The sequence below is a fragment of the Klebsiella sp. 28 genome (assembly GCF_018223905.1).
GTDB classification, from domain to species: Bacteria; Pseudomonadota; Gammaproteobacteria; order Enterobacterales; family Enterobacteriaceae; genus Klebsiella; species Klebsiella pneumoniae.
The window spans coordinates 74376-100997 of sequence record NZ_JAGRQY010000105.1 but is presented as its reverse complement, the minus strand read 5'-3'; the positions used below and the strand labels follow the sequence as shown (position 1 = coordinate 100997).

At 60.5% G+C, this 26622-nt stretch carries 28 protein-coding genes and 2 pseudogenes; 22 read left to right on the top strand and 8 right to left on the bottom strand.

The features are described from left to right. The first annotated feature begins 19 nt into the window (after positions 1–19). From gspG to KHQ28_RS18425, 9 genes and pseudogenes are all read left to right on the top strand, one after another. A complete protein-coding gene (gene gspG, locus KHQ28_RS18465; RefSeq protein ID WP_002889054.1) occupies positions 20–442 on the top strand; it encodes a type II secretion system major pseudopilin GspG in 423 nt (140 codons plus the stop codon). After that, entirely contained in the window at positions 442–957 is a 516-nt protein-coding gene (gene gspH / locus KHQ28_RS18460; RefSeq protein ID WP_211777645.1) for a type II secretion system minor pseudopilin GspH, read from the top strand. Before gspG ends, gspH begins: the two co-directional genes overlap by 1 nt. Next, positions 954–1319 carry a type II secretion system minor pseudopilin GspI gene (gene gspI / locus KHQ28_RS18455; protein ID WP_002889025.1) on the top strand — a complete coding sequence of 122 codons (366 nt, stop codon included), beginning with the start codon at positions 954–956 and terminating at the stop codon, positions 1317–1319. Before gspH ends, gspI begins: the two co-directional genes overlap by 4 nt. Then, positions 1316–1912, top strand: a complete 597-nt coding sequence (gene gspJ, locus KHQ28_RS18450; protein ID WP_032419387.1) for a type II secretion system minor pseudopilin GspJ — start codon at positions 1316–1318, stop codon at positions 1910–1912. The genes gspI and gspJ overlap by 4 nt, the downstream gene beginning before the upstream one ends. Further along, a complete protein-coding gene (gspK, locus tag KHQ28_RS18445; RefSeq protein WP_077259564.1) occupies positions 1909–2895 on the top strand; it encodes a type II secretion system minor pseudopilin GspK in 987 nt (328 codons plus the stop codon). Before gspJ ends, gspK begins: the two co-directional genes overlap by 4 nt. Then, a pseudogene (gene gspL, locus KHQ28_RS18440) lies at positions 2882–4070 on the top strand (type II secretion system protein GspL). Before gspK ends, gspL begins: the two are co-directional and overlap by 14 nt. After that, a complete protein-coding gene (locus KHQ28_RS18435; RefSeq protein WP_004145896.1) occupies positions 4063–4548 on the top strand; it encodes a type II secretion system protein M in 486 nt (161 codons plus the stop codon). Before gspL ends, KHQ28_RS18435 begins: the two are co-directional and overlap by 8 nt. Further along, positions 4538–5288 (top strand): annotated as a pseudogene (locus KHQ28_RS18430) (type II secretion system protein N). Before KHQ28_RS18435 ends, KHQ28_RS18430 begins: the two are co-directional and overlap by 11 nt. After that, positions 5285–6085 (top strand): A24 family peptidase, encoded by an 801-nt coding sequence (locus KHQ28_RS18425; RefSeq protein WP_032419388.1) that lies wholly within the window; start codon positions 5285–5287, stop codon positions 6083–6085. The pseudogene KHQ28_RS18430 and the gene KHQ28_RS18425 overlap by 4 nt, the downstream one beginning before the upstream one ends. A gap of 47 nt (positions 6086–6132) precedes the next feature. Here the strand turns inward: KHQ28_RS18425 and hrpB are convergent, their stop codons facing one another. Further along, positions 6133–8562: an ATP-dependent helicase HrpB gene (hrpB, locus tag KHQ28_RS18420; RefSeq protein ID WP_032419389.1), complete on the bottom strand. Its 2430-nt coding sequence runs from the start codon at positions 8560–8562 to the stop codon at positions 6133–6135. 72 nt (positions 8563–8634) lie between these two features. Here hrpB and thpR point away from each other — a divergent pair, with 72 nt between their 5' ends. From thpR to panD, 9 genes are all read left to right on the top strand, one after another. Next, complete coding sequence (gene thpR, locus KHQ28_RS18415) at positions 8635–9171, top strand: RNA 2',3'-cyclic phosphodiesterase (RefSeq protein ID WP_004177389.1); 537 nt, start codon at positions 8635–8637, stop codon at positions 9169–9171. Continuing rightward, positions 9171–9887: a DNA/RNA nuclease SfsA gene (gene sfsA / locus KHQ28_RS18410; protein WP_004177390.1), complete on the top strand. Its 717-nt coding sequence runs from the start codon at positions 9171–9173 to the stop codon at positions 9885–9887. Before thpR ends, sfsA begins: the two co-directional genes overlap by 1 nt. A gap of 162 nt (positions 9888–10049) precedes the next feature. Further along, positions 10050–10505, top strand: coding sequence for an RNA polymerase-binding protein DksA (gene dksA, locus KHQ28_RS18405; protein WP_002888845.1), 456 nt, complete (start codon positions 10050–10052; stop codon positions 10503–10505). Between the two features lie 59 nt (positions 10506–10564). Continuing rightward, positions 10565–11446 (top strand): tRNA glutamyl-Q(34) synthetase GluQRS, encoded by an 882-nt coding sequence (gene gluQRS / locus KHQ28_RS18400; protein ID WP_004145903.1) that lies wholly within the window; start codon positions 10565–10567, stop codon positions 11444–11446. A gap of 62 nt (positions 11447–11508) precedes the next feature. Beyond that, the gene (pcnB, locus tag KHQ28_RS18395) at positions 11509–12903 is read left to right on the top strand and encodes a polynucleotide adenylyltransferase PcnB (protein ID WP_074181955.1); all 1395 of its coding nucleotides are present in this window, start codon (positions 11509–11511) and stop codon (positions 12901–12903) included. Further along, positions 12900–13379, top strand: a complete 480-nt coding sequence (folK, locus tag KHQ28_RS18390; protein ID WP_012737407.1) for a 2-amino-4-hydroxy-6-hydroxymethyldihydropteridine diphosphokinase — start codon at positions 12900–12902, stop codon at positions 13377–13379. Before pcnB ends, folK begins: the two co-directional genes overlap by 4 nt. Positions 13380–13499: 120 nt before the next feature. Then, on the top strand, positions 13500–14291 hold the full coding sequence (gene panB, locus KHQ28_RS18385; protein WP_002888841.1) for a 3-methyl-2-oxobutanoate hydroxymethyltransferase: 792 nt from the start codon (positions 13500–13502) through the stop codon (positions 14289–14291). Positions 14292–14302: 11 nt separating this feature from the next. Beyond that, complete coding sequence (panC, locus tag KHQ28_RS18380; protein ID WP_002888835.1) at positions 14303–15157, top strand: pantoate--beta-alanine ligase; 855 nt, start codon at positions 14303–14305, stop codon at positions 15155–15157. A gap of 92 nt (positions 15158–15249) precedes the next feature. Beyond that, positions 15250–15630, top strand: a complete 381-nt coding sequence (panD, locus tag KHQ28_RS18375) for an aspartate 1-decarboxylase (RefSeq protein WP_002888834.1) — start codon at positions 15250–15252, stop codon at positions 15628–15630. 35 nt (positions 15631–15665) lie between these two features. Here panD and KHQ28_RS18370 read toward each other — a convergent pair whose 3' ends face one another. The 4 genes from KHQ28_RS18370 to KHQ28_RS18355 all read right to left on the bottom strand — a co-directional run bounded on the left by KHQ28_RS18370 (position 15666) and on the right by KHQ28_RS18355 (position 19234). Further along, positions 15666–16919, bottom strand: coding sequence for a polysaccharide deacetylase family protein (locus KHQ28_RS18370; RefSeq protein ID WP_004145907.1), 1254 nt, complete (start codon positions 16917–16919; stop codon positions 15666–15668). Positions 16920–16977: 58 nt separating this feature from the next. Then, positions 16978–17418 (bottom strand): PTS sugar transporter subunit IIA, encoded by a 441-nt coding sequence (locus KHQ28_RS18365; RefSeq protein ID WP_004177394.1) that lies wholly within the window; start codon positions 17416–17418, stop codon positions 16978–16980. 122 nt (positions 17419–17540) lie between these two features. Further along, positions 17541–18311 (bottom strand): ABC transporter permease, encoded by a 771-nt coding sequence (locus tag KHQ28_RS18360; protein WP_002888827.1) that lies wholly within the window; start codon positions 18309–18311, stop codon positions 17541–17543. Further along, complete coding sequence (locus tag KHQ28_RS18355; protein ID WP_002888823.1) at positions 18308–19234, bottom strand: ABC transporter ATP-binding protein; 927 nt, start codon at positions 19232–19234, stop codon at positions 18308–18310. Before KHQ28_RS18355 ends, KHQ28_RS18360 begins: the two co-directional genes overlap by 4 nt. Before the next feature lie 184 nt (positions 19235–19418). On the opposite strand from KHQ28_RS18355, the gene can reads away from it, so the two are divergent. Then, a complete protein-coding gene (can, locus tag KHQ28_RS18350; RefSeq protein ID WP_002888821.1) occupies positions 19419–20081 on the top strand; it encodes a carbonate dehydratase in 663 nt (220 codons plus the stop codon). A 59-nt stretch (positions 20082–20140) separates the two neighbouring features. On the opposite strand, the gene hpt is transcribed toward can, so the two are convergent. Together hpt and KHQ28_RS18340 are read right to left on the bottom strand one after the other, a co-directional pair. Further along, on the bottom strand, positions 20141–20677 hold the full coding sequence (gene hpt, locus KHQ28_RS18345; RefSeq protein WP_002888819.1) for a hypoxanthine phosphoribosyltransferase: 537 nt from the start codon (positions 20675–20677) through the stop codon (positions 20141–20143). 4 nt (positions 20678–20681) lie between these two features. Then, positions 20682–20801 carry a hypothetical protein gene (locus tag KHQ28_RS18340; RefSeq protein ID WP_012542835.1) on the bottom strand — a complete coding sequence of 40 codons (120 nt, stop codon included), beginning with the start codon at positions 20799–20801 and terminating at the stop codon, positions 20682–20684. 80 nt (positions 20802–20881) lie between these two features. Between KHQ28_RS18340 and KHQ28_RS18335 the strand changes: the two genes are divergently transcribed. Further along, on the top strand, positions 20882–23272 hold the full coding sequence (locus KHQ28_RS18335) for a glucose/quinate/shikimate family membrane-bound PQQ-dependent dehydrogenase (RefSeq protein WP_032419390.1): 2391 nt from the start codon (positions 20882–20884) through the stop codon (positions 23270–23272). Between the two features lie 83 nt (positions 23273–23355). On the opposite strand, the gene cueO is transcribed toward KHQ28_RS18335, so the two are convergent. Next, positions 23356–24954 carry a multicopper oxidase CueO gene (gene cueO, locus KHQ28_RS18330; protein WP_032419391.1) on the bottom strand — a complete coding sequence of 533 codons (1599 nt, stop codon included), beginning with the start codon at positions 24952–24954 and terminating at the stop codon, positions 23356–23358. A gap of 145 nt (positions 24955–25099) precedes the next feature. Between cueO and KHQ28_RS18325 the strand changes: the two genes are divergently transcribed. Then, entirely contained in the window at positions 25100–25447 is a 348-nt protein-coding gene (locus KHQ28_RS18325; RefSeq protein ID WP_002888808.1) for a YacC family pilotin-like protein, read from the top strand. Positions 25448–25693: 246 nt separating this feature from the next. Then, positions 25694–26104 (top strand): hypothetical protein, encoded by a 411-nt coding sequence (locus KHQ28_RS18320; protein WP_002888804.1) that lies wholly within the window; start codon positions 25694–25696, stop codon positions 26102–26104. The last annotated feature ends 518 nt before the right edge of the window (positions 26105–26622 follow it).

Sequence of the window (26622 nt, the reverse complement as noted above, 5' to 3'; positions counted from 1 at the left end):
TGTATTAATGGAGAAAACTATGCAACGGCAACGCGGTTTCACGTTACTGGAAATTATGGTGGTGATCGTCATTCTCGGCATTCTCGCCAGCCTGGTGGTGCCTAACCTGATGGGCAACAAGGAGAAAGCGGACCGCCAGAAGGTGGTCAGCGATCTGGTGGCGCTCGAGGGAGCGCTGGACATGTATAAACTCGACAATAGCCGCTACCCCAACACCGAACAAGGACTGCAGGCGCTGGTGACCGCTCCGGCCGCCGAGCCGCATGCCCGCAACTACCCGGAAGGCGGCTATATCCGCCGTCTGCCGCAGGACCCGTGGGGGAATGAGTATCAGCTGTTAAGCCCGGGTCAGCATGGCGCCATCGACGTCTTCAGCGTCGGCCCGGACGGGATGCCCGACACCAATGACGATATCGGCAACTGGACCCTCGGGAAGAAATAGTGTCTCAGCGCGGTTTCACCCTCCTGGAGATGATGCTGGTCCTGCTGCTGATCGGCGTCAGCGCCAGCATGGTGCTGCTGGCGTTTCCCTCCGCCCGCACCCAGGAGGCCACACAGATCCTGGCGCGCTTTCAGGCGCAACTGGATTTTGTCCGCGAGCGCGGGCAGCAAACCGGTCAGCTCTTCGGCATTATCATCCACCCTGAGCGCTGGCAGTTTATGCGCCTGCAGCCTGCCGACGATAGCGCCCCGGCGGCGGCTGACGACCGGTGGGGCAACGCGCAGTGGCTGCCGCTGCAGGCCGGACGCGTCACCACGGCGGAAACCCTCCCGCGGGCCAGGCTGACGCTGCGCTTTCCCGACGGCCAGGCGTGGACGCCGGGCGAGCAGCCCGACGAGCTTATTTTTCCCGGCGGTGAAGTCACGCCGTTTCAGCTGCGGATTGACGCCGCGACGGGCATCAACGTCGACGCCCAGGGCGACAGCCAGCCGCTGGCTGCGCGGGAGCAGCCATGAAGCGTGAAGCCGGAATGACGCTTATCGAAGTGATGGTCGCGCTGGTGATTTTCGCCCTCGCTGGCCTGGCGGTGATGCAGTCCACCCTGCAGCAGACGCGCCAGCTCGGGCGTATGGAAGAGAAAATCCTCGCCAGCTGGCTGGCGGATAACCAGCTGGTGCAGCTGCGGCTGGAGAAACGCTGGCCTGCCCTCAGCTGGTCTGAAACCACCGTGGAGGCCGCCGGGACGCGCTGGTTCGTTCGCTGGCAGGGAGTGGAAACCGCGCTGCCGCAGCTGCGGGCGCTGGACGTGGAGGTCCGGCGGCAAAAAAGCGATCCCGCGCCGCTGGCCACCCTGCGCACCTGGGTGACGCCGCCATGATAACGAAAATGCGCGGTTTCACTCTGATCGAAACGCTGCTGGCGCTGGCTATCCTCGCCGTCCTCAGCGCCGCCGCCGTGATGGTGCTGCAGAACGTCATCCGCGCCGATGGCCTGACCCGCGAGAAAAGCCAGCAGATCGCGGCCCTCCAGCGCGCCTTTCGCCAGATAGCCGACGATGTCACCCACATCATTCCCCGTCGCGCCAGAAACAGCGACACGTTTTTCTTCGCCGGACGTTTCCAGTTGCAGAGCGACGACTGGGGACTGGCCTTCAGCCGCAGCGGCTGGCCAAACCCGCTGGGGATCCTCCCGCGCTCGGAGATCCAGAACGTCAGCTACCGTCTGCGCCAGCAGCAGCTTGAGCGTCTGAGCTTCGATCAGCAGGATCCGCTGACCGGCAGCCAGCCGACGGTCCGGGTGCTGCTGCGCGAGGTCACGGCGTTTCGCCTGCGGTTTTACGCCGACGGGCGCTGGCAGGAAACCTGGGACCGCCCGCAGACGCTGCCGCAGGGGCTGGAGATCACCCTGACGCTGGCGAACAGCGGGGAGATAACCCGCCTGTTTTTACTCACCCCGGGAGGCGGCCAGTGATAAATCGGCAACGCGGCGTCGCGCTCCTGATGGTGCTTTTCATCCTCGCCCTGATGATGATCCTCGCCAGCGCCATGACCGAGCGCACCGCGGTCATGTATCAGCATACCGCCGTGACCCTCGATAATTTGCAGGCCAGATGGTACGCCCTGGCGGCGGAAAACATGGCCGCCGCGCTGCTGCAACGCGATGCGCTGGACTCGCCCAGTCAAACGAACCTGGCGCAAACCTGGGCGCAGGAGGGGCGCCGCTTTACCCTCGACGATGGCGAAATCCGCGCCACGATCCGCGACGGGCACGCCTGCTTTAACCTCAATGCCATCAACCATCGCACGGATGAGGCTGGCGACGGAACGCCCTACCCGACCGACGTCTTCGTTCGGCTGCTGGCGCTGCTCGGCGAGCCGCCGCTGCGCGCCAGCCAGATCGCCGCCGCCCTTGGCGACTGGATGGACAGCGACGGCCAGCCGCGGCTGAACGGGGCGGAGGACGAGGTCTATATGGCGCAAACCCCGGGCTATCTCGCCGCCAACCAGCCGATGCAGGATGTCAGCGAGTTGCGCCTGCTGGTCGGGATGGACGCCGCGCTCTATCAGCGCCTGCTCCCCTTCGTCTGCGTCCAGCCGGATGACGCGCTGCAGGTCAATGTCAACACCCTGCGCCCCTCCCAGGCCGCCCTGCTGGTGGCCCTCTTTCCCGGCGATCTGACGCTGCAGGAGGCGCAACAGCTGCTGCACAACCGCCCGCGAACCGGGTGGAGCAGCGTCGCCGCCTTTCTCGCGCAGCCGACGCTGCAGAAAACCGATACCACGCTTGCCCGTCCCTGGCTGACGGTGCACAGCGCACGCTTTATCGCCGCTTTTACCGTGGTGACTGGCAATCTCCGCTTTCAGCTGCACAGCGTCCTGCAACAATCGGGGCGCACGTTTACCGTCGTCCAGCGGCGATATGGACTCTCTATGGTGGTCGATGAACAAGATTAATGCTTCTCCCCAGGCCATGCTGATCGTGCGCCTCGCCGCCGCGCAGGCGCCGCTGCACTGGCAACTCTTCGCCCCCGGCGAGCCGCACCACGAGGCCAGCGGCCGGTGGCCGACTGACGACGCCAGCCCTTTCCCGGCGCTGGCTGAGCAGTACCCGGCCTGGGTGCTGATCCCGGCCAGCGACTGCGCGTTTCACTCGCTCACCCTACCGGCNNCGTAAACCGCCGCTGCAGGTGGCCCCGTTTCTGCTGGAAGAGCAGCTGGCAGACGATGTGGAAGCCACCCATTTTGCTCTGCTCCACCGCCAGCAGGCCCAGTGCGAGATCGTCGCCGTACAGCGGCAAAAAATGCGCGACTGGCTGGCGCGCTGCGAATCGCTCTCCTTACAGCCCCTGGCGTTGACGCCCGACGTGCTGGCCCTGCCCTGGCAACCGCCGGCGTGGAGCGCGGTGCAGGTGGACGAGCAGTGGCTGATCCGCCACCAGCCGTGGGGCGGCATGGCGGCGGAAAACGTCTGGCTGACGGAGCTGCTGCAGAGCGAGGCGGAAGAGCACGTCATCGACAGCTATTCGCCGCCGCCCGCGGCGCCGGGCGTCTGGCGGGAGCAGCCTGCGCAGACATTGCTGACACTTGCCGCACGCCATCCGGCAGCGCAGAAACTCAGTCTGCTGCAGGGGGAGTTCGCCGTCCGGCGGCGGTCTGCGCAGGCGAGCTGGCGTCCGGCGCGGTATGCCGCGCTGGCTCTGGCGTTACTGGCAGGGGCAAACAGCGTGCTGGACCATCGCGATCTGGCGCGTCAGGCCGAGGCGGCGCAACAGGCCAGCCGGGCCTTCTATCACCGCTGGTTTCCGACGGAGAAAAAGGTGATTAACCCGCGACTGCAGATGCAGCAGCACCTGCAAACCCTCACCCGTCAGGCGCAGCATGCCCCCCTCGTCGACCGCCTCAGCGCCTTGCAAAACATCCTCAGCGAAACGCCGGGGATCCGTCTGCGAGCGCTGAGCTGGGATGCCGCGGGCAATCGTCTGCAGCTGGATATCGCCGCGGTCTCTTCCCGGGCGCTGGAGCAGTTTACCCAGCGGGCGCAGCCGCGGTTTCGCGTCCGGCCGGGCGACATGATCACGAAACCGGATGGCATTGAGGGACAACTGACGCTGGAGGAAAACGATGGCTAATCTGCTTATCTGGTGGCGGCAGCGCACGCCGTCGGAGCAGCGCCTGTTGCTTGGTCTGACAGGGCTGCTGGCGGCATGCGCCTTCTGGTATGGGCTGTGGCAGCCCTGGCGAGCCCGCGAGGCGCAGTGGCGGCAAACCCTGGTGAAAGAGCAGGCCAGCCTGCGCTGGATGACGGAGCAGGCTCCGCGCCTGCAGCAGCTCAGCCAGCAGCCCGCGCCGGCGGCAAAAGAGGCGCTCACCGCGCTGGTGATGCGCGAGGCGGCGAGCCACGGACTGACGGTCGTCCGCCTGCAGCCGCAGGGAAAACGTCTGCAGATCACCCTTCAGCCCTGCGCTTTCCAGGCGCTGATCGACTGGCTGGACGCTCCGGCGATGCGCGGCGTCAACGCGATCTCGCTGTCCGTGACCGGGCAGCCGTCGCGGCCCGGCTGGGTCACGGTCAACCATCTGCTGCTGGAGCGCGACGATGAAGGCTAACTGGATCGCGGGCGGACTGCTGCTGGTCCTCTATCTGTTGTGGCTCACCGCCACCGCTCCGGCGCGCCTGCTGGCCCCCATGCTGCCGCCCGGCGTACAGGTGGGGCAGTTTAGCGGCAGCGTCTGGCGCGGCGCGGCGCAACCGGTCTACTGGCATGGGGAACGGCTTGAACGACTGGCGTGGTCGCTGACCCTGGCGGGCTGGCAGGTCTCTCTCAGCGATCCCCGCGGCGTGATGGGTCAGGCCCGGCTGTGGGGCCTTCGCGATCTGCGCCTACAGGAGGGGCGGCTCACCGCCCCCCCCCGCCAGCCTGCTCAGCCGCTGGTTGATGTCGACTATGCCCGTCAAGGCCGCGGGGGAGGTCACCTTCAGCCTGACCGAAGGGCGGTTCAGCGACGGACGCTGCCGGCATATCATCGCCGGAGGCGCGCAGTGGCGGCAGGCCCGATTGCACTCCCCGGTCGGCAGCCTGGAGCTGGCCCAGGTTAATGGCACCTTCCGCTGTACGGTGGACGGCGCCGTGGCGCTGACTCTCCGTCAGGACTCTCATCAGCTGAGCCTCAGCGGCCAGGGGACTCTGTCGCCCGATGGCCGCTATCTGTTTCGCGGCACGCTACAGCCCCGGCAGGGGATGCCGCCGCTGCTGGCGCTGCTGGTCACGCGCCCGACAGCGAATAACGCCCCGGGCCCGACGCCGTGGCAGCTGCAGGGAAAATGGTTACCACAGGAGCAAAAATGACGACACTAGCCGCGTTATCGCTGCACTTTCCCTTTGTCTGGTATGGCTTTCTACTGCTGTTCGGCCTGGCGCTGGGCAGCTTTTACAATGTGGTGATCTATCGTCTGCCGCGCATGTTGACCCAGACCGAGGACGACGAGCGGATAACCCTCAGCACCCCGGGCTCTTCCTGCCCGCAGTGCCGCCAGCCGATCGCCTGGCGGGACAATATCCCGCTGCTCAGTTTCCTCTGGCTGGGCCGTCGCGCCCGCTGCTGTCAGGCGCCCATCGCGTGGAGCTATCCGCTGACCGAGCTGGCCACCGGCCTGCTGTTTATCCTCGCCGGAGCTTTGCTGACGCCGGGCCTGCCGCTGGCGGGCGGCCTGGTGCTGCTCTCGTTCCTGCTGATACTGGCGCGGATTGACGCCCGGACCCAGCTGCTGCCCGATCGCCTGACTCTGCCCCTGCTGTGGGCCGGGCTGCTGTTCAATCTTAACGAGGTGTACATTGCCCTGCCGGATGCGGTCGCCGGGGCGATGGCCGGTTATCTGGCGCTGTGGTCGGTCTACTGGCTGTTCCGCCTGCTGACCGGGAAAGAGGCGCTGGGCTATGGCGATTTTAAGCTGCTGGCGGCGCTGGGCGCCTGGTGCGGCTGGCAGGTTCTGCCGCAGGTGCTGTTGCTCGCTTCGGCCAGCGGGCTGGTGTGGACCCTACTGCAACGCCTGTGGACCCGGCAGTCGCTGCAGCAGCCGCTGGCCTTCGGCCCCTGGCTGGCGCTGGCCGGCGGGGGTATTTTTCTCTGGCAGCAGATGGTCTAGCGTTTGCGAACCGACTGGCCGGGCAGGATGCCGCCCGGCAGCGGCGGCTACGAGTATTTTTTGCTGCGGCGGGTCGGGGCGGCGTTGGCCGGATCGTCCGGCCAGACGTGCTTCGGATAGCGTCCCTTCATCTCTTTCTGCACCTCGCGGTAGCTCCCTTGCCAGAAGGCGCTCAGATCGCGGGTGATCTGCAGCGGACGCTGGGCAGGCGACAGCAGCTCCAGCACCAGCGGCACCCGCCCCTCGGCGATCACCGGCGTCGTGGCCTCGCCGAACATCTCCTGCATACGCACCGCCAGCGCTGGCGGGTTCTCCGCATGGTATCGGATCGCCAGGCGGCTGCCGGTCGGCACGGTATAGTGCGTCGGCAGCTCGCGATCCAGCTTCTGGCGCAGCGGCCATGGCAGCCAGTCCTGTAGCGCCTGACGCAGATCCAGCGCCTTCAGCGCCCGCAGGGAATGAACGCCGTTCATCTGCGGCAGCAGCCATGCCTCCAGCGAGGCCAGCAGCGAAGCGTCATCCACTGCGGGCCATGCCTCTTCCGGCAGCCACTGCGCCGCACAGTGCAGCCGCAGGCGCAGCTGCTCAGCCTCTGGCGTCCAGTTGAGCACCCCGAGGCCTTTCTCACGAATACCGTTGAGCATCGCCTGATGCAGCTCTGCCTCAGAGGGCTTCGCCAGCGGCTGGGTCTTGATCACCAACTGGCCGATCACCGTCCGCCGCCAGGCTTTCAGCGTCCCCTGCGCTTCATCCCACTCCACCGTGTCGGAACTTTTCGCCAGTTCAGGGCGGGCGGCGATCAGCTCGCCGATATCCACTGGCAGAGCCAACAGCATGCGGGCATCCGGCGAAGCGCTACCCTGCAGCAGCAGCGGAGCGATAAGCCATTCATGACGGCCCAGCGCGTCGTCGGCGTCCAGCATCGCGCCCATGCCGTTCGCCAGCTGGTAGCGCCCCTCCTGACCGCGGCGGCGGGCGATGCGATCGGCGAAGGCCGACGCCAGCAGCCCCGCCATTAGCCCGGCATCGGGCTGGCCGCCGCGGCGGGCCAGGCGCTTCATCAGCTGCTGCGCTCGCTGCTGCCAGTTGGCCTGCTGACGGGAAAAGACGGCCCCCAAATCCACCAGTCCGCCGCGCGGCGGCTCCTCGAGGAGCGCCGCCAGCTTTGCCGCTGTCGCCGCCTCGTCATCGGTCTGCGCGGCGGCCAGCATCGCCGCCAGCCGCGGCTCGTTGCCAAGCGCTGCCATTTTGCGGCCAAACGCCGACAGCCGCTCGCCGTCCAGCGCCGACAGCGCCTCCAGCAGGCGGCGCGCGGCGGCCAGATTGCCCGCGGGCGGCTGATCCAGCCAGGCCAGCGCGGCCGGATCGTGGCAGCCCCACTGCAGCAGCTCCAGCAACAGCGCCGACAGATCGCTGTGCAGGATCTCCGGCTCGCTCTGCGCCGCCGCCCGTTCCGCCTGTTCTTTGCCGAGCAAATGCAGGCAGATCCCCGGGGAGAGACGACCGGCGCGTCCGGCACGCTGCGTCATCGATGCCTGGCTGATGCGCTGCGTCACCAGCCGGGTCAGGCCGGTGCGCGGGTCAAAGCGGGCGACCCGCTCCTGGGCGCTGTCGACCACCAGGCGGATCCCCTCGATGGTCAAACTGGTCTCGGCAATATTGGTGGCCAGCACCACTTTGCGCTTCCCGGCCGGCGCCGGGAGGATCGCTTTGCGCTGTTCGCTTAAGGGCAACGCGCCATACAGCGGGCAGAGAATGACATCCTCCGCCACGCGCTCCGTCAGCTGTTCCAGAACGCGCTGGATCTCGCCGACGCCGGGCAGAAACAGCAGCATCGATCCCTGTTCATGCCGCAGGAGCTCCGCCGCCGCTACCGCCACCGCCTCATCAAAACGCTGGTGCGCGGAGAGCGGGCTGAAGCGACGCTCCACCGGATAAGCGCGCCCCTCCGAGACCACCACCGGCGCCTCCGGCAGCAGACGCTGCAGGCGATCGTTATCGAGGGTCGCCGACATGATCAGCAGCTTGAGATCGTCACGTAACCCCTGCTGGACGTCGAGCAGCAGGGCCAGGGCCAGATCCGCCTGCAGGCTGCGCTCGTGAAACTCATCGAGGATCACCAGCCCCACGCCCGTCAGCTCCGGATCGCGCTGGATCATGCGCGTCAGGATCCCCTCCGTAACCACCTCCAGGCGGGTCTGCGGTCCGACGCAGGTTTCGGCGCGCATGCGGAAACCCACGGTCTCCCCCGGCTTTTCGCCAAGCAGTTCAGCCAGCCGCTGCGCGACATTACGCGCCGCCAGGCGCCTCGGCTCGAGCAGGATAATGCGTCCCGCGATGTTGCCCTCGGCGAGGATCTGCAGCGGCAGCCAGGTCGACTTCCCGGCGCCGGTCGGCGCGTTGAGCAAAACCTGCGGCGCATGCTGCAGGGCGGATAACAGTTCTGGAAGGACAGCGGCAACCGGCAATGAGGACACAAAAGGCTCCGGGGGTTAACATTCAGGGGTTCGCATTGTAGCATCCCCCTAATTCATTACCGAGTCTCTATCATGTCTGAGCCGAAAAGGCTGTTTTTTGCGCTTGAACTGCCGTCTGCCGTCCAGAAGCAAATTGTCCAGTGGCGGGCAACGCACTTCCCCGAAGATGCCGGCAGGCCCGTCGCGGCGGATAATCTTCATCTGACGCTGGCGTTTCTCGGCGAGGTGAGCGCGGAAAAACAGCGGGCGCTGGCCGCTCTCGCTGGTCGCCTGCGCCAGCCGGGCTTTACCCTGACGCTGGACGATGCCGGACAGTGGCTACGTTCGCGAGTGGTGTGGCTCGGAACCCGCCAGCCGCCGCGCGGCCTGCTGCAGCTCGCCAGCATGTTGCGCGCTCAGGCGGCGCGCAGCGGCTGCTATCAGAGCCCGCAGCCGTTTCACCCGCATATTACCCTGTGGCGCGATGCTCGCCAGGCGGTGCCGATCCCGGCCCCCGGCTTTCGCTGGACGTTTCCGGTGAACGAGTTCGTGCTCTATGAGTCCAGCTTTAGCCGGGGGCGCACGCGCTACACGGCGCTGGAACGTTATCCGTTTGATAAGGAAAGTTGATGCAGTTTGATCCGCCGTTGCAGCCCGCCATTTTGCTTAAACGTTACAAACGATTTCTTGCTGACGTGGTCACCCCCGATGGCCGCGAGCTGACGCTCCACTGCCCGAATACCGGGGCGATGACCGGCTGCGCCGTCCCGGGCGACACCGTCTGGTATTCCACCTCGGACAATGCGAAGCGCAAATATGCCCACACTTGGGAATTAACTGAAACCCAGCAGGGCGCAGTTATTTGCGTCAATACGCTGCGCGCGAATTCTTTGGCGAAAGAGGCGATTTCCGCCGGAATAATTCCTGAACTTTCAGGCTATAACCAGCTGAAAAGCGAAGTGAAATATGGCGAAGAGAATAGCCGTATCGATATTATGTTACAGGCAGATGACCGACAAAACTGCTATATTGAAGTGAAATCGGTTACGTTGGCGGAGAAAGAATACGGTTATTTTCCCGATGCGGTGACCACGCGCGGTCAGAAGCATCTGCGGGAACTGATGGCCGTCGCGGCAAATGGCGACCGCGCGGTGATTTTATTTGCCGTCCTGCATTCGGCAATTGACCGTTTTTCTCCCGCGCATCATATTGATGCCAGATACGCACAGCTGTTAACAGAAGCCCAGGACAAGGGGGTGGAAATTCTCGCCTGGAAAGCGGAACTTTCTACGACGAGGATGACTCTGAATAAGCCGATCGCCGTGGTGTTAAACCCCGGTAAATAAGTGGCTAAATAGTGTTCGGGTCGCAAGCGCGAATACGCTTTTCTTCACAGGGTTGTCAAGTGTAACGTTTAGATAATTGCTATCCGGAAAAGCATCTGCTATTTATAGCGGCCTGATTTTCCCCCACATGGGGATCGATAGTGCGTGTTAAGGAGAAGCAACATGCAAGAAGGGCAAAACCGTAAAACATCGTCCCTGAGTATTCTCGCCATCGCTGGGGTGGAGCCGTACCAAGAGAAACCGGGCGAAGAGTATATGAACGAAGCCCAGCTGGCGCACTTCAAGCGTATTCTTGAAGCATGGCGTAATCAACTCAGGGATGAAGTGGATCGCACCGTATCGCACATGCAGGATGAAGCAGCTAACTTCCCGGACCCGGTAGACCGTGCCGCCCAGGAAGAAGAGTTCAGCCTGGAGCTGCGTAACCGCGACCGCGAACGTAAACTGATCAAAAAGATCGAGAAAACGCTGAAAAAAGTTGAAGACGAAGACTTCGGCTACTGCGAATCCTGCGGCGTGGAGATCGGCATTCGCCGTCTGGAAGCGCGTCCGACAGCGGATCTGTGCATTGACTGCAAAACCCTGGCGGAAATTCGCGAAAAACAGATGGCGGGCTAATCCCCTGCTGCCTCACTCTCTGGCGGGAGTCTCTCCCGCCTGGTTCTGTTGTCCGTACCATGACTGACTCACGCTATATAGGGCGCTTCGCCCCCTCCCCCTCCGGCGAACTCCACTTCGGCTCTCTGATCGCCGCGCTCGGCAGCTACCTGCAAGCCCGCGCGAACCAGGGTATCTGGCGTGTTCGTATTGAAGATATCGACCCGCCGCGCGAAGTCCCCGGTGCCGCCGATACCATCCTGCGCCAGCTTGACCACTACGGTCTGCACTGGGATGGCGACGTGCTGTGGCAGTCGCAACGGCACGAAGCCTACCGCGAGGCGCTGACGTGGCTGGGCGAGCAAGGGCTGAGCTATTACTGCACTTGCACCCGCGCGCGGATCCACGCCGTGGGCGGGATCTACGACGGCCACTGCCGCGATCTCGGGCTGGGGGCGGAAAACGCCGCGCTGCGCCTGCGCCAAACCCGTCCGGTGCTGCAGTTTAGCGACCGTCTGCGCGGCACGCTCATCGCCAATGAGCCGCTGGCGCGTGAGGATTTTATTATCCACCGTCGCGACGGGCTGTTCGCCTACAACCTGGCGGTGGTGGTCGACGACCACTTTCAGGGGATCACCGAGATTGTCCGCGGCGCAGACCTGATTGAGCCGACGGTGCGGCAGATTTCGCTGTATCAGCATTTTGGCTGGCAGGCGCCGGATTACCTCCATCTGCCGCTGGCTCTCAATGGCGACGGCAATAAACTCTCTAAACAAAACCACGCGCCGGCGCTGCCGGAAGGCGATCCGCGCCCCGAAATCGTCCGGGCGCTCCGCTTTCTGAATCAGGCGATCCCCGAGGAGTGGCAGGCCCTGAGCATCGATGATTTACTCGCCCAGGCCGTCGCCAACTGGCAGCCGGCGAAAATCGAGCATTCTCAAATGGCTCCCGCTGAGCTATGATTAGCCGCTATTTTTACACTGTACAGTTGATCTGAAGTCCGTCTGACACTACGAGGTGCACCATTTTTACCCGAGTCGCTAATTTTTGCCGTAAGGTGCTAAGCCGTGAGGAGCGCGAGGCAGAAGCCGCCGTCGAACCAACGCCTATGACGGTGATCCCGCGTGAGCAGCATGCTATTTCCCGCAAAGATATCAGTGAAAACGCCCTCAAGGTCATGTACCGCCTCAACAAGGCGGGCTACGAATCCTGGCTGGTCGGCGGCGGCGTCCGCGACCTGCTGCTTGGCAAAAAGCCAAAAGATTTTGACGTTACCACCAACGCCACGCCGGATCAGGTACGCAAGCTGTTCCGCAACTGCCGTCTGGTTGGGCGACGTTTCCGCCTGGCGCATGTGATGTTCGGGCCGGAAATCATTGAGGTCGCCACCTTCCGTGGCCATCACGAAGGGCATACCGCCGATCGCGTCACCTCCCAGCGGGGCCAGAACGGCATGCTGCTGCGCGATAACATCTTCGGCTCGATCGAGGAGGATGCCCAGCGTCGCGACTTCACTATCAACAGCCTCTATTACAGCGTGGCGGACTTTACCGTTCGCGACTACGTCGGCGGCATGAAGGATCTGCAGGACGGCGTGATCCGTCTGATCGGCAACCCGGAAACCCGCTATCGCGAGGATCCAGTGCGCATGCTGCGCGCGGTGCGCTTTGCCGCCAAGCTCAATATGACCATCAGCCCGGAAACGGCTGAACCGCTGCCGCGCCTGGCCGCCCTGCTCCACGATGTGCCGCCGGCGCGTCTGTTCGAAGAAGTGCTTAAGCTGCTGCAGGCCGGGTATGGCTACCAGACCTACATGCTGCTGCGGGAATACAGCCTGTTCCAGCCGCTGTTCCCGACCATCACCCGCTACTTTACCGAGCGCGGCGACAGCCCGATGGAGCGGATCATCAGCCAGGTGCTGAAGAATACCGATACCCGCATTCATAACGATATGCGCGTCAATCCGGCCTTCCTCTTCGCGGTGATGTTCTGGTATCCGCTGCTGGAGACGGCGCAAAAAATCGCTCAGGAGAGCGGCCTGGCGTACTACGACGCCTTCGCCCTGGCGATGAACGATGTGCTGGACGAAGCCTGCCGTACGCTGGCGATCCCTAAGCGCATCACCACCCTTATTCGTGATATCTGGCAGCTGCAGCTGCGCATGTCCCGTCGTCAGGGCAAACGCGCCTGGAAGCTGATGGAGCATCCGAAATTCCGCGCCGCCTATGACCTGCTGGAGCTACGCGCCGGCGCCGAGAACAACCACGAACTGCAGCGCCTGACCAAATGGTGGGGCGAATTCCAGGTCGCCGCGCCGCCGGCGCAAAAAGATATGCTCAACGACCTCGGGGACGATCCGGCGCCGCGCCGTCGTCACCGTCGTCCGCGCAAGCGCGCGCCGCGCCAGGGTAGCGCATGACTCTGGTCTATATCGCTCTTGGCAGCAACCTTGCTTCTCCACTGGAGCAGGCGCAGGCGGCTATCCGCGCCCTGGGCGAAATTCCGCACAGCCGCGTGGTCGCCGTCTCTTCGTTCTACCGCACGCCGCCGCTGGGCCCGCAGGATCAGCCGGACTATCTCAACGCCGCCGTTGCGCTGGAAACCGCCCTGCCCCCCGAGACGCTGCTCGATCATACTCAGCGCATCGAACTGCAGCAGGGGCGAGTGCGCAAAGCCGAACGCTGGGGGCCGCGCACGCTGGACCTCGATATCATGCTGTTTGGCGATGCTGTCATTAACAGCGAGCGCCTGACCGTTCCGCACTACGATATGAAAAACCGCGGCTTTATGCTCTGGCCGCTGTTCGAGATCGCCCCGGACCTTCACTTTCCTGACGGCCTGGCGCTGCGCGCCGTGCTGGATAATCTCGGCGCGGAAAAGCCCGCCAGCTGGTAATCCCCTCTCCCTTTTTTAGCATTTGCGGCGATCGTCGTAATCGGTTGCCCAAAATCATTGCCCCTCTGAATGCTGCTGTTAGAATGCCGGTTAATATGACTTTCATCATCAGGAAATGTTATGAAACCGACCACCATTGCCCTGCTGCAGAAATGCAAACAGGAAAAGAAGCGCTTTGCCACCATTACCGCCTACGATCACAGCTTCGCGAAGCTGTTCGCCGATGAAGGCATAAATGTGCTGCTGGTAGGCGACTCGCTGGGAATGACGGTGCAGGGTCACGACTCCACCCTGCCGGTTACCGTGGAAGATATCGCCTATCACACCCGCGCCGTCCGCCGCGGCGCGCCAAACAGCCTGCTGCTTGCCGACCTGCCGTTCATGGCCTATGCCACCCCCGAGCAGACCTTTGCAAATGCCGCCATCGTGATGCGCGCTGGCGCCAATATGGTCAAACTCGAGGGCGGCGCCTGGCTGGCCGACACCGTGAGGATGCTGGCGGAGCGCGCGGTGCCGGTTTGCGGCCATCTTGGCCTGACGCCGCAGTCGGTGAACGTATTCGGTGGGTATAAAGTGCAGGGTCGCGGCGATGCGGCGCAGACCCTGTTTGAAGACGCGTTAGCGCTGGAGGCGGCGGGTGCGCAGCTGTTGGTCCTGGAGTGCGTGCCGGTTGAACTGGCGAAGCGCATCACCGACGCTCTGACCATTCCAGTGATCGGCATCGGCGCGGGCAATGTCACCGACGGGCAAATCCTCGTGATGCATGACGCTTTCGGCATTACCGGCGGCCACATTCCTAAATTTGCCAAGAATTTCCTTGCCGAAGCGGGCGACATCCGCGCCGCGGTGCGGCAGTATATTGCCGAAGTCGAATCCGGAGTCTATCCGGGCGAAGAACACAGTTTCCATTAAGGAGTCTTGTTGTGCTGATTATTGAATCCGTACTGCTGCTGCGGCAGCATATCCGCCGTCTGCGTCAGGAAGGTAAGCGTATCGCGTTGGTCCCGACGATGGGCAACCTGCATGATGGTCATATGAAGCTGGTTGATGAAGCCAAAGCCAGTGCGGACGTGGTGGTGGTCAGTATTTTCGTCAATCCGATGCAGTTTGACCGCGTCGACGACCTGGCGCGCTACCCGCGCACCTTACAGGATGATTGCGAAAAGCTGAACAAACGTCATGTCGACTTTGTCTTCGCGCCGACGCCGGCGGAAGTGTACCCCCAGGGTACTGAAGGCCAGACCTACGTCGACGTTCCGGGATTATCCACCATGCTCGAAGGCGCCAGCCGCCCGGGCCATTTCCGCGGCGTGTCGACCATCGTCAGTAAGCTGTTCAACCTTGTTCAACCAGACGTCGCCTGCTTCGGCGAGAAAGACTTCCAGCAGTTGGCGCTGATCCGCAAGATGGTCGCCGATATGGGCTACGACATTGAGATCATCGGCGTGCCGATCGTCCGCGCGAAAGATGGCCTGGCGCTGAGTTCGCGTAACGGCTACCTGACCGCCGACCAGCGCAAAATCGCGCCTGGTCTGTATAAAGTGCTGAGCGCGGTGGCGGAAAAGCTGGCCGCCGGCGATCGGCAGCTCGATGAGATCATCGCTATCGCTGAACAGGAGCTGAATGAGAAAGGCTTCCGCGCCGACGACATTCAGATCCGCGATGCCGACACCCTGCTTGAGCTGACCGATGCCAGCCAGCGCGCGGTGATCCTGATGGCCGCCTGGCTGGGGCAGGCTCGCCTGATCGACAACCGGATCGTCACGCTCGCTCAGTAGACAGCGGGTAAAAATCGGGCAATACTGCCCGGGCTTTTCTCAGGGCGGGCGCCGTGTCCGCTCTGCTACATTAAGGTTGAAGGGTAGAAGTTATGATGCGTAATATGCTGCAGGGCAAGCTCCACCGCGTAAAAGTCACGCAGGCGGACCTGCACTATGAAGGTTCTTGCGCCATTGACCAGGACTTCCTGGATGCGGCCGGTATTCTGGAGAATGAAACTATTCACCTCTGGAACGTCACCAACGGCAACCGTTTCTCCACCTACGCCATTGCCGCCGAGCGGGGCTCCCGGATCATCTCCGTTAACGGCGCCGCCGCGCACTGCGCCAGCGTCGGCGATATTTTGATCATCGCCAGCTTCGTTACCATGTCGGACGAAGAGGCGCGCAGCTGGCAGCCTAACATCGCCTACTTCGAAGGCGACAACGAAATGAAGCGCCAGGCGAAAGCTATTCCGGTACAGGTCGCCTGATGGCCGCGACGCTGCGCTCAGGCGCAGCGTCGGTATTACCCCTGCGGCTGGTTACTGATCAGCCGCGACATCGTCTCCAGCGAATCCGTGCGTAAGATATATAACCGCTTTAACAGAAACGGATTGTCCCCCGGCTTCACCTTCCCACGCACCGTCGTTACCGCCATATGAAACCCGGCGTCATTCGCCGCCTGCACCGCCGTAGCGTTATAGCCGCCGAAGGGATAGGAAAGGTAGAGAACGTGCGGATTAAACTGGCTCAGCGCCCGGCGCGAGCGGGCGAAATCAAACAGAATATTATGGTAATTGCGACTGAATAAAATCGGCCGCCGGCCGGCGTCAACCCGATGCAGGAAGTGAGTATGCGACTGAATATCAAAGACGTCCTGGATCTGGCGTAGCTCGGAAATGCTCATAAACTGCAGGGATTTCGGATCCCACTTCTGCGGATGGCGCTTAATACGCGAGGAGATAATAAACGCGGTGGCATGGAAACCGTACTGTTTCAGCACCGGATAGGCGTAGCGGTTCACCGATTTCAAGCCATCATCGAAAGTGATCGCCACCGCCCGCGCCGGGAGATTGATTTTATTACGCACATAGCCTTCCAGCTGATACAGGGTCAGCGTGGTATAGCCCTGATCGCGCAGCCAGGTCATCTGATTCGTGAAGGCGCGAACCGAGGTGGTGGTCGACGTATGACGAAAACGGGTGTTCTCTTCATCGCGCAGAATATGGTGATAGGTCAGCACGGGAATACCGTGATCCTCCTGCGCGTCCAGACTACTGACCCACGCCAGCCGGTCGCCAATGCGGATCTGAAACCAGGTCTGATTGAGCCGGTCCTTCAGCTTGCTGAGGATCGGATAGCGCAGATTGTTGGCCAGCGTGCCGAACGGCGCGCTGCTTACCGAGGGAGCGTCATAGAGCGGTGTATCTTTCCAGGTGAGTAAATTTTGGTTACTCAGCGGTTTATTAAGATCCCCCAAACGGTCCTCCACCCGCTGCTTGCCCTGCACCGGCTCGAGATGCCCTTTATCAATAAACCCGGTGCCAAAGCCGAAACGAAACTCATAGTAGTCAGCCGCCGTCGGGACGACTGCGAGGATCTGCCCGGCACGAACATTGCCGACGCTGACCACATGATTTCCCACCTGCGCCCAGATGACCGCGTCTTCGGTGGTTTGCATATAGCGCACAGCCTTGCCCTGCTGGCTAAGCAGGCTGGCGGAGGCGCTGAGTGAGGTCAGGAAAAGAAGCAGGGTCAAAAATCGGGCAAGCATACGCATCAAACCGTTATACCATCAACGGCGGTTATTGTAACAAAAGCGGTATCTGTCCCGCTGCTTAATTTCCCCAGGCATCATGGCGCAACCGGAACGGGGGGTTCTTCTGCTGCTGATGCCACAGGCTGCTCACCATCGGCCCGCCCGCGCTGACGATCGCCTGGCGAAACGCCACGCTGCTTAACGTGCCTCGCAGGAGATACATTCGCTCAAGGAGTGGATAGCTGACGCCGGAGATCACTTCGCAGTGGGTATGTTTGTGACTCATCAGCGCCGCGGCCCGATAAGGCGCCGCACCGGTTTTGTCAGTGAGAAAAATGACCCCGTCCCCGGAGTCGGTGGCATGCAGCGCATCGCACATCATCCGGCTCAACATATTGCTGCTGAGATTGCGCCAGTAATTGACCGCCCGGCACTGGGCCAGCGGACCAAACTTTTGTTCAAGACGATCCAGCATCTCCTGCGCCAGCTCATCGTGACAGGTAATGACCCATCCGAGCATGCTTCCCTCCTTAGCCAGCGAATAATGTAGCAAGGTGAAGATGACGTATCGGTGATGGGAGTCAAAGATAAGCGGTTAGCGCTTCGCATATTTACTTCAGGAAGCGCTAACCATGATGAGTATCAGCTACGCAGGCCGCGACCGCGCTGAATTAACGACCAGCACAGCAGATAGAAGGCGACAATGAACACCACCAGCACGGCGAAGGTGGTCGCCAGCGGGACGTCGTTGATACCGAGGAAGCCGAAGCGAAAACCGCTGATCATGTAGACGATGGGGTTCAGATGCGACAGCCCCTGCCAGAACGGCGGCAGCAGGGTCAGCGAGTAGAACACCCCGCCGAGATAGGTCAGCGGCGTCAGCACAAAGGTCGGGATCAGGCTAATGTCATCGAAGGTCTTGGCAAACACCGCGTTCAGCAGCCCGGCCAGCGAGAACAGCACCGCGGTGAGGAGCAGCGTCAGGGCGACAAACAGCCAGGAGTGAACCTGGAACGGCACAAAGAATAGCGACACCGCGGTCACCAGGATACCTACGCACAGTCCTCGCGCTACCCCGCCGCCCACGTAGCCGGCGATAATCACATGCGTCGGCACTGGCGCCACCAGCAGCTCTTCAATATTGCGCTGAAACTTGGCGCTGAAGAAGGATGAGGCGACGTTGGCGTAAGCGTTAGTGATCACCGCCATCATGATCAGGCCCGGGACGATAAACTGCATATAGGTAAAACCATGCATCTCACCAATGCGCGAGCCGATCAGGTTGCCAAAGATCACGAAATACAGGGTCATGGTGATCACCGGCGGCACCAGCGTCTGTACCCAGATGCGCATAAAACGGTGGATCTCTTTGGTCCAGATGCTTTTCAGCGCGACCCAATAAAGCTGCATCATGCTGATTCTCCTTTTCGCTCATGCACCAGCGTGACAAACAGCTCTTCCAGACGGTTGGCTTTGTTACGCATACTCAGTACCTGCACCCCCTGGGCGCTCAGCTGCGCGAAGACGCTGTTAATTCCCTGCTCACGCAGAACCTCCACTTCCAGCGTCGAGGTATCGACCAGCTGGTACTGGTAGCCTTCGAGCTTCGGCACCGGGCTTTTTGGCGCGAGGTCAAGAATAAAGGTCTCTGACTTCAGCTTCGACAGCAGCGCTTTCATCGAGGTGTTTTCCACCAGCTCGCCGTGCTGGATGATGCCGATGTTGCGACATAGCATTTCGGCCTCTTCGAGATAGTGGGTGGTCAGGATAATGGTGGTTCCGCGATCGTTGAGATCCTTGAGAAAGCCCCACATAGAGCGACGCAGTTCAATATCGACGCCGGCGGTCGGTTCGTCGAGGATCAGCAGCTTCGGCTCATGCATCAACGCGCGGGCGATCATCAGGCGACGCTTCATCCCGCCGGAGAGCATCCTCGCGCGTTCGTTGCGTTTTTCCCACAGGTCGAGCTGTTTTAAATACTTTTCACTGCGGGAAAGGGCTTCTTTACGCTCAACTCCGTAGTAGCCCGCCTGGTTAACGACGATCTGCTGCACGGTTTCGAACGGGTTGAAGTTAAACTCCTGCGGCACCAGGCCAAGCTGGCGCTTGGCATTGACGACGTCTTTCTCCAGATCGTAGCCAAAGACATTGACCTGACCAGAGGTTTTGTTCACCAGCGAGCTGATGATGCCGATGGTCGTGGATTTTCCGGCCCCGTTCGGGCCCAGCAGGGCATAAAAATCCCCCGCTTCGACCTGCAGGTCGATCCCCCGCAGCGCCTGAACCCCGCCGGGATAGGTTTTTTTGAGCTGTTTTAATTCCAGAGCAATGGTCATTAAATATCTCTTCTCGTGTCGTGACACGTCATTAACCCGCCTGACTCACGTTTGCACTGGACCGGCGCTGACGCCGCCAACGCATCTGCAGCCTGAAGTATCACGGGTTAAGATGGTTTTAAAAAAGGTGAGCTTACCCTATATTAGCGCAACGCACTTACTTGGTTACAGGCCGATAACGTCCATGAATGATATAGATACACTCATCAGCAACAATGCACTATGGTCAAAAATGCTGGTGGAAGAGGACCCCGGCTTTTTTGAGAAACTGTCGCAGACGCAGAAACCGCGCTTCCTGTGGATTGGCTGTTCGGACAGCCGCGTTCCCGCTGAGCGACTCACCGGCCTGGAGCCTGGCGAACTGTTCGTGCATCGTAACGTAGCGAACCTGGTGATCCACACCGATCTCAATTGTCTGTCGGTGGTGCAGTATGCCGTCGATGTCCTGGAAGTCGAGCACATTATTATCTGCGGCCACTACGGCTGCGGCGGCGTGCAGGCGGCGGTGGAGAACCCGGAGCTGGGGCTTATCGACAACTGGCTGCTGCATATCCGCGATATCTGGTTTAAGCACAGCTCGCTGCTCGGTGAAATGCCAGAGGAGCGCCGTCTGGATACCCTTTGTGAACTGAACGTGATGGAACAGGTGTACAATCTGGGACATTCGACGATTATGCAATCCGCGTGGAAGCGCGGACAGAAGGTGACCATCCACGGCTGGGCTTACGGGATTCACGACGGACTGCTGCGCGATCTGGATGTCACCGCTGTGAGCAGGGAAACCCTCGAACAGCGCTATCGCCACGGGATCTCCAACCTCAAGATCAAGCACATCAACCACAGATAGCCTTCAGACTTCGCCACCCTGGAGAGCGCGGCGCGCGCTGTCCAGAGTGGGATATCCCCTTACTCGTCCAGCAGGGTGACTTTGCCGATATACGGCAGATGGCGGTAGCGCTGAGCATAGTCGATACCGTAACCCACCACGAACTCATCCGGAATCGCGAAACCGACGTATTCAACCGGGACGTTCACTTCGCGGCGGCTGGGTTTATCAAGTAGCGTACAAATGGCCAGCGATTTCGGCTCGCGCAGGCTGAGGATTTCGCGAACTTTAGACAGGGTATTGCCGGAGTCGATGATGTCTTCCACGATCAGAACGTCTTTACCACGGATGTCTTCATCCAGATCTTTAAGGATTTTCACATCACGAGTGGTGGACATGCCGCTGCCGTAGCTGGAGGCGGTCATAAAATCGACTTCATGCGGCACCTGCACTTCACGGCACAGGTCGGCCATGAACATAAACGAGCCGCGCAGCAGCCCCACCAGCACCATTTCGCTGCCGCTGTTCTGATAATGTTCGTTGATTTGACGACCCAGTTCCGCGATACGCGCTTTGATCTCGGATTCCGGGATCATCACTTCTACAGTATGTTTCATAATACTAACCATTTGATTCTAAATATAAATCATCAAAGCCGCTGCTTTCGCCCCGACGATGACCGGCAAGCCATCCAGTATACCAGCAAAAAGAAATCTTCGGTGCAGGGATTAATAAAGCCATATTTGTGATTCCGATCACACTTGTTAAATCCTATAATTAATTGCAGTTAAAAAATTTAACAAACACATGAGTAACTTTTTATGGCTGAAACAAAGTCTCAACAATCAAGGCTCCTGGTGACGCTGACTGCGCTATTTGCAGCGTTCTGCGGCCTCTATCTATTAATCGGCGGGGCATGGCTGGTCGTGCTTGGCGGCTCCTGGTACTACCCTATCGCCGGGCTGGTGATGCTGGGCGTGACCGTAATGCTGTTCCGCGGCAAGCGCGCTGCGCTGTGGCTGTACGCCGCGCTGCTGCTGGCGACCATGATCTGGGGCGTCTGGGAAGTTGGTTTCGACTTCTGGGCGTTGACGCCGCGTAGCGATATCCTCGTCTTCTTTGGCATCTGGCTGATCCTGCCCTTTGTCTGGCGTCGTCTGCCGGTGCCTTCCGCTGGCGCCGTTGGCGCGCTGGTCGTCGCCCTGCTGATCAGCGGCGGCATGCTGACCTGGGCTGGTTTTAACGACCCGCAGGAAGTCAACGGCACCCTGAGCGCCGACGCTACGCCGGCCGCACCGATTTCCACCGTCGCCGACGGCGACTGGCCGGCCTATGGCCGTAACCAGGAAGGCCAGCGCTTCTCCCCGCTGAAGCAGATTAACGCCGATAACGTGAAGAACCTGAAGGAAGCCTGGGTGTTCCGCACTGGCGACCTGAAACAGCCGAACGATCCGGGTGAAATCACTAACGAAGTGACGCCGATTAAAGTCGGCGATACGCTCTTCCTGTGTACCGCTCACCAGCGCCTGTTTGCGCTGGACGCCGCCACCGGTAAAGAGAAGTGGCATTTTGACCCGCAGCTGAACGCCGATCCGTCGTTCCAGCACGTCACCTGCCGCGGTGTTTCTTATCACGAAGCGAAAGAGGATAACGCCCCTGCCGACGTCGTCGCCGACTGTCCGCGCCGCATTATCCTGCCGGTGAACGATGGTCGCCTGTTCGCGGTAAACGCCGACAACGGTAAGCTGTGCGAAACCTTTGCTAATAAAGGTATTCTCAATCTGCAGACCAACATGCCGGTCACCACGCCGGGCATGTATGAACCCACTTCACCGCCGATCATCACCGATAAAACCATCGTGATTGCCGGCGCGGTCACCGATAACTTCTCTACCCGCGAGCCGTCAGGCGTGATCCGCGGCTTTGATGTGAATACCGGTAAACTGCTGTGGGCCTTCGATCCGGGTGCGAAAGATCCGAACGCCATCCCGAGCGATGAACATCACTTCACGCTCAACTCGCCGAACTCATGGGCGCCTGCCGCCTACGACGCTAAGCTGGATCTGGTCTATCTGCCGATGGGCGTGACCACTCCGGACATCTGGGGCGGCAACCGTACGCCGGAGCAAGAGCGTTATGCCAGCTCGATTGTGGCACTGAACGCCACCACCGGTAAGCTGGCCTGGAGCTATCAGACCGTCCATCACGATCTGTGGGATATGGACATGCCTTCCCAGCCGACGCTGGCTGATATTGAGGTCAACGGCAAAACCGTACCGGTCATCTATGCCCCGGCGAAAACCGGCAACATCTTCGTGCTGGATCGTCGTAACGGCGAGCTGGTGGTCCCGGCGCCGGAAAAACCAGTACCGCAGGGCGCTGCCAAAGGTGATTACGTTACCAAAACCCAGCCCTTCTCCGATCTGAGCTTCCGTCCGAAGAAAGATCTGACCGGCGCGGACATGTGGGGCGCCACTATGTTCGACCAGTTGGTGTGCCGCGTGATCTTCCACCAGCTGCGCTATGAAGGTATCTTCACCCCGCCGTCTGAGCAGGGCACGCTGGTGTTCCCGGGTAACCTGGGGATGTTTGAATGGGGCGGTATCTCCGTCGATCCGAACCGTCAGGTGGCTATCGCCAACCCGATGGCGCTGCCTTTCGTCTCAAAACTGATCCCGCGCGGGCCAGGCAATCCGATGGAGCCGCCGAAAGATGCGAAAGGCTCTGGTACCGAGTCCGGCGTGCAGCCGCAGTACGGCGTCCCGTACGGCGTAACGCTGAACCCGTTCCTGTCGCCGTTCGGCCTGCCGTGCAAACAGCCGGCCTGGGGGTATATCTCCGCCCTGGATCTGAAAACCAACGAAGTGGTATGGAAAAAACGTATCGGTACTCCGCAGGACAGCCTGCCGTTCCCGATGCCGGTTAAACTGCCGTTTACCATGGGGATGCCGATGCTGGGCGGTCCAATCTCCACGGCCGGTAACGTCCTGTTCATCGGCGCGACTGCAGATAACTACCTGCGCGCGTACAATATGAGCAACGGCGAGAAGCTGTGGGAAGCCCGTCTGCCAGCCGGCGGTCAGGCGACTCCGATGACCTACGAAGTGAATGGCAAACAGTATGTTGTCATCTCTGCCGGCGGTCACGGCTCGTTCGGTACCAAAATGGGCGATTATATTGTCGCCTATGCGCTCCCGGATGACGCCAAATAAAACGCAAAACGGCAACGAAAGTTGCCGTTTTTTTTGGTGTTCCGTCCTTCTTCCCGTTGGGGATCGCAGCAGGTCGCAGAGACTTAAACCGTGAACCCCAACATCATCCCGGTGTCTTCATGTTCCAGCAGGTGGCAGTGGGCCATATAGGCAAACTCCTTCGGCGCCGGATGATCAAACTTCACTAATACTTCACTCACGTCCCCTTCCACACGAACGGTGTCTTTCCAGCCGCGACGATGCGCCGCTGGCGGCTTGCCGTTTTCGCTGAGGATACGGAACTGGGTGCCGTGGATATGGAACGGATGCAACATCATGTCGCCCTTACCAGAAATCACCCAGCGCTCATACTGGCCTCTGGCGGCGGCAAACATCGGCTCATTCATGTCGAAGGCTTTGCCGTTGATGCGGTTGGCGTTATGGAAATCAAAGCCCTTGCCTGACGACATGCCATGCTCCATGCCGGATCCGTGGTTCATGCTCATGTCGCCGTGATGCATATTCCCCATGTCGCTCATGTCGCCATGCCCCATCATGCCGTGATCCATTCCGGCCATCGCCTGGTCGCCATACTTCTCCATCAGCGCCTGCATGCCCATCCGGTCGAGCATCGGATCCATAGACAGCTGGAGCTGACGCTGCGTCAGCCCCGTCAGGGACGGTAACGCCGGGAGAGCGGCCAGAGTATCCAGCAGCTTGCCGGAGGCGGGAATGACCAGCGGCTGGACGCGCAGTACCGGCTGTGGTTTATCAAAAGGCGCAATCGCCATGCCCATCTGGCTCACCGGCAGAGTCACCAGATCGAAAGGTTTACCGTCGCTGGTGTCCACCAGCACCTCAAAGCGTTCCCCCATCAAGACCGGCAATTCATCGACCTTGACCGGCTCGGCCAACAGACCGCCATCGCTGGCCACTACGTACAGCGGGCGCTTATCGCTGGTGGCAAAATTGAGGGAACGGGCATTACAGCCGTTCAGCAAGCGCAGGCGCAGCCAGCCGCGCGGCGCGGCATGTTCGGGATAGAGGGCCCCATTGGTCAGTAGCGTATCGCCAAACCAGCCGACGGCGGCGCTCATCACATCCAGCTGATAGTCGATCTCGCCGGCGGCGGTGAACTTCTTATCCTGGACGATCACCGGCACATCATCGATTCCCCACTGCTTAGGCAGCAGCAGGCGCCCGTTCTCTTCATCCTCGATCAGCACCAGGCCGGCCAGCCCCATCGCCACCTGCCGGCCGGTGCTCCCATGCTGATGCGGATGAAACCAGCAGGTCGCCGCCCGCTGCGTTGGCGTGAAGCTTACCGTGCGGGTGGCGCCCGGCGCGATAACCCCCTGTGGCCCCCCGTCGACCTCGCCCGGTACCTCCAGACCATGCCAGTGCAGCGTGGTCTCTTCCGCCAGCTGGTTAGTAATATCCACCGTGACGGTCTTCCCCTGCGTCAACTGCAGCGCAGGGCCCAGCAGCGACCCGTTGTAGCCCCAGGTAGTGGCATTCAGGGCGCCAAACCGCGTTTTGCCCGCCTGGATCCTGAGCGCGATGCGGTTGCGCGCATCGGCGGCTAACAGCGACGGTATCGGCAGAGCCGGGCGACTGGCGGCAAAGACCGCCCGGCTCCATAACGGCAATGCGCTGGCCATGCCGACCGCGGCGGTCAGTTTGAGGAAGTCTCGACGTTGCATATTCACATCCTTTTATTCTGCGGGCGAATATTTGAGCTTAAACCCTACCGTAACGGGAAGGTCAAGCAGAAGAGTAAGAATAAAGATCGGCGCTGTGTAAAGAAGTATGCTAATTTGAAGCGTCGGTGATCTAATGGTAGAAAAAATGAAGACGCTTTTCAGAACAATGGTACTCGGCAGCCTGCTTGCTCTCTCCGCCAACAGCTACGCGCTCAGCGAATCCGAAGCGGAAGATATGGCTGATTTAACCGCGGTTTTTGTGTTTCTGAAAAACGACTGTGGCTACCAGAACCTGCCCAACACGCAGATCCGTCGCGCGCTGGTGTTCTTTGCCCAACAGAACCAGTGGGACCTGAGCAACTATGACAGCTACAACATGAAAGCGCTTGGCGAAGACAGCTATCGCGATCTTAGCGGCATTAACATTCCGACGGCGAAAAAATGTAAAGCGCTGGCCCGCGATTCGCTCAGCCTGCTGGCTTACGTTAAATAATTCCCTGCGCGGGCGGCAACGCTCCGCGCCTTTAGCATTTCAATTCCCCCTTTAAATATTTATATTTATTATTGTATATAAACAAACCTTATTTAATTACGAACCTATCAATTTGCCAAATAAAGTAAACCCATAATAATGAAGAATGACTAAAAAACTAATAAAATATCATTATTCATATATTGCAAAATAAAAAGCACCCTTCTAGAATCCGGTAAAAATATACCTACTTCATGGACTGAAATTGTGAATATCTCGCTGACTCTTCGTGTTATCCCTCTCGCCGCGCTGTTAGTAGCCGGCTGTAGCAATACCTCTTCCCGCCAGCCGGTTAAACCGATCGCCACGCCGCTGACGACACAGCAGCAGGCAGAGCAGGAGCGGGCGGCCAGCGAACAAGCGCGCATTGAATCCTGTCGCCAGGCGCTGGATTCGCTAAAAGAGGTTAACCCACAGCAAGCCACTAAACTCAGCAATGACTTTAACGCTTTAGTGCGCGCGGCGTCACAATACAATAGCGTGCGCGAGAAAGTGGCGGATCCTACCCGGCTTGGCATTGACTCCATGTATCAGTTTAAATCCATCAAACTGTGCGCCGATATCCAGAAAACGCTGATCGATAGCCTGGTACAGCGTGGTGAAAGCAAACAGCCATGAACAGAGCCGCCACGCTGACCCTCAACGCGCCCCTGCTGATGCTCGTCGCTGCGCTGGCGCTTTCAACCCCCTTCACCGCCGGCGCCGCGCCGGCCTTTCTTGATTACGCCCAACAGCAAACCCAGCAATCTCAGGCGCAAGAAAAAAACGATGCCGCAAGCGCAAAACAAACACAAGAAAGCCGCCAGAGCGCAGATAATAAAAAAACCGATACCAACACCTCACAATTACAAAAAAGAATCACCAGCCAGCAGGCGGCGATTGCACAAAAAGATAAGCTTATACAGCAATTAAAAAAACAGCTTGCCGCTACGCCGCAAACGGATACTGCCGGAGCGAATGAGCAAGCGGCGTTGAATAAGAGAATTAATGAATTACAGGTCGCCTTAAGCGCCGCTACTGCAGAAAAAGAGGCATTAATAAAAAAAGCAGGCGTTGTGCAGAATAATAATCTACAGCAAAGCAAGGCCGCGGCGCGTCAGCAGATCCAGCAATTAACGACGCAGATTCAGCAAGCC